We start from the raw sequence: 3,487 nt of genomic DNA, 5'->3' as shown, positions 1-3,487 counted from the left end.
GAGGCCGCGCTGGCCCTGGGCACCGCCCAGGCCCTCGCCGAATCCGCCGCCCAGCCCAGTGCCTCCCAGGCCGCCGCCGAACCCGCCGCCGAACCCGCCGCCCGTTCCGATGCTGGAAATCGTCGAACTGACCCCGAATCCGCCCGAGAACACCGGCGAGGACGCCGGAGCGAAGGAAGATATCGGGGGCGGCGCCACCGACGAGATGACCGGGCTGAGCCCGAAGGCCGTCGGCAGCGGCGAGGAGGAGGAGTTGGTCGCGATCTCGCCCTTGACCACGGCGGAAACCACCCCCGTCAGGCCGCCGTCGCCCATGGCGGATCCCGTGATGGTCTGTTGCGGCGCCATGGCGGACGAACTGTTGGAGGCATTGACCATGATAACCGTGTTCATGGAACTGCCGCCGGTATTGACCATGGGCGCCACCGGGGCGCCGCCGCCCATGACGTTGCCGGCCGCCGCCGTTCCGCCCCCATCGCCGCCGGAAGGTCCGGAAATGGCCGGCGCCACGGTGGGACCAGAGGATCCGGCGGATGTCGTCTGGGCCAGGGGCGCCGCATCCCCCGTCGGCCCGTTGCCGGTGCCCGTGCCGGAGGTGGTCGGCCCGTTGCCGGTACCGGTGCCGGACGTGGTCGGCCCGTTGCCGGTGCCGGACGCAGGTGGCGGTGCCGGCGGCGGTGCGGTGACGGTCAGCACCACGCCGGCGTTGCTGGTGGTATTGGTCTGGGGCGCGGGCACGCTGGAAACGGTGATGGCGTTGCTGGCGGTATCGGCCACGTTGACCGCCGCCGCCGCGCCCGCCGCCCAGTCTTCGGCCCCCGCCAGGTTATAGGCCGTGCCGCCGCTCAGGGTCCCGTTGGTGTCGAGCAGCAGGTTGACCGCCGCCTTGTCGGTCGCCGAAAGCGTCAGGGTGAAGGCGGTGCCGCTGGTGATATCCACATTTGCCGTATCGGTCAGGGTATGGGTTCCGCCCGCCTTGCCGGTCAGGGTCAGCTTGTTGGCGACGATATCGTTGGTGGCGCCGTCGAGCTTCAGAAAGCCGCTGCCGGTCACCGTCAGCACGCCGGTGCCGAAGTCGTAGGTGGCGCTGGTGATGGTGGGCGTGGTCGGGCTGGCCACCGTGATGCCGTTGCCGGTGGCATCCACCACGTTGACGGCCGCCGCAGCACCCGCCGCCCAGTCTTCGGCACCCGCCAGGTTGTAGGTGGTCCCGCCGGTGGACGAGGTCCCCGTCTTGTTGAGCATCTGGTTCACCGCCGCCAGGTCGGCGGCGTTCAGGGTCACCGTGAAGGCGGTACCGCTGGTGATTTCGACGCTGGAACTGGTGAGCGTACGGGTTTCCCCGCCCTCGCCGGTCAGCGTCAGCTTGGACACGTCGATGTCGTTGGCCGCGCCGTCCTTCTTGACGAAGCCGGTGCCGGTCACCACCAGGGAACCCGTCGAGGCGTCGTAGGTGGCCGACGTGATGGTCGGCGCCGGGACGCTGCCGACCGTCACCGCGTTGCCGGTGGCGTCGGCGGCACCGCTCACCGCGCCCGACCAGTCGGCGGCGGCGGCGATGTTGTAGGTGGTGCCGCCGGTGGACGAGGTGCCGTCCTTGTTGGCGATCTGGTTCAGTGCCGCCTTGTCGGTGGCCGACAGGGTCAGGGTGAACTGGGTGGCGGAGCCGCGTTCCACGTTCGCCGTGTCGGTGAGTGTATAGGTGGCCCCGCCCTCGCCGGTCAGGGTGAACTTGTTGGCGACGATGTCGTCGCCGCCCGCCGCCTGGATGTTGGTGCCGGTCACCACCAGGGCGCCGGTATTGGCGTTGTAGGTGGCGCTGGTGACGGTGGGATTGATGGCGACCGTGATGCCGTTGCCGGCGGCATCGGCGATGTTCGCCGCGCCTTCCGCCGCCGCCAGCCAGTTGTCGGCCGCCGCCAGGTTGTAGGTGGTGCCCTCGGTCGAGCTGGTGCCCAGGTTGTTCATCAGGGCCGCCACGTTGGTCAGGTCGGTGCCCGACAGGGTCGCGGTGAAGCTGGTGGCCGAGGTGATTTCGACGTCCGTCGCCGTGGTCAACTGGTAGGTGGCGTTGTTGCCGCCGGTAAACGTCAGCAGCGACAGGTCGATGTCGTTGGCCGCGCCCGACTTCTTGAACAGGTTGGTGCCGGTCACCGTCAGCACGCCGGTATCCGAGTTGAAGGTGGCGCTGGTGATGGTGGGCGTCTGGATGTTGGATGCCGTGACGCCGTTGCCGGTGGCATCCGAGATATCGGAGGCCGAGGGCGAACCCGCCATCCAGTCGTCGGCCGCCGCCACGTTGTAGGTGGTGCTGTCGCCCGAGGCGGTGCCGGCCTTGTTCAACAGGCCATGCACGTTCAGCTTGTCGGTGGCCGACAGCGTGAGGGTGGCTGCCGTCGCCGAGGTGACTTCCACGTTGGCGGTATCGGTCAGCGTATAGGTCGCCCCGCCCTCGCCGGTCAGGGTCAGCTTGTTGGCGACGATGTCGTTGGTGGCGCCATTCAGGTAGACGAAGTTGGTCCCGGTCAGCACCAACTGCCCGTTCGACCAATCGTAGGTGGCGCTGGTGATGGTGGGCGCCGCCCAGTTGGAGACCGTGACGCCGTTGCCGGTAAGGTCCGCCACGTCGACGGCGGCATCGGCACCCACCGCCCAGTCTTCCGCCGCCGCCACGTTGTACGTGGTGCCGCCGGCCGACGCGGTGCCGTTCTTGTTGAGCAGGTACTCCACCTTGTAGAGGTCGTCCCCCGCCAGAGTCACCGTGAACTGGGTCGTCGAATCGACTTCCACGTCGGACGCGCTGGTGATGGTGTAGGTCCCCCCGCCTTCCCCGGTGAAGGTCAGCTTGGAGATGTCGATGTCGTTGGACGCCCCCGACTTCCTCACGAAGCCGGTGCCGGTCACCACCAAAGTGTTGCTGTTGTAGTCGTAGGTGGCCGACGTGATGGCGGGGGCCGAAACGTTGGAAACCGTGACGCCGTTGCTGGTGGTGTCGGCCACGTTGACCGCCGCCGCCGCTCCTGCCGCCCAGTCTTCCGCCGCCGCCAGGTTGTAGGTGGTGCCGCTGGTCGACGAGGTTCCCGCCTTGTTGAGGAGCAGGTTGACCCCGGCCAGGTCGGTGGCGCTCAGGTTGACCGTGAAGGCGGTGCCGCTGGTGATTTCCACGCTGGACGTGGTGAGCGTGTAGGTGGACCCGCCCTCGCCGGTGAGCGTCAGCTTGGACACGTCCACGTCGTTGGTGGCGCCAGACAGCTTGAGGAACCCGGTGCCCGTCACCACCAGGGCGCCGTTGCTGGCGTCGTAAGTGGCCGACGCGATGGTCGGCGTCGTCGGATTGGATACCGTGATGCCGTTGCCCGTGGCGTCCACCACGTTGACCGCCGCCGCCGCGCCCGCCGCCCAGTCTTCCGCCGCCGCCAGGTTGTAGGTGGTGCCGCCGGTGGACGAGGTGCCGGTCTTGTTGAGGATCTGGTTCACCCCGGCCAGG

The 3,487-nt window shown here is 68.7% G+C and carries 1 protein-coding gene; it reads right to left on the bottom strand.

Annotated features, from left to right (window positions below):
* Positions 1-3,487, bottom strand: a 3,487-nt coding sequence (locus tag H7841_17945; GenBank protein MEO5338742.1) for a hypothetical protein, incomplete at both ends; no start/stop codon positions are given.

Source organism: Magnetospirillum sp. WYHS-4 (assembly GCA_039908345.1).
Classification (GTDB): domain Bacteria; phylum Pseudomonadota; class Alphaproteobacteria; order Rhodospirillales; family GLO-3; genus JAMOBD01.
This window is presented reverse-complemented; position numbering and strand designations above follow the sequence as displayed.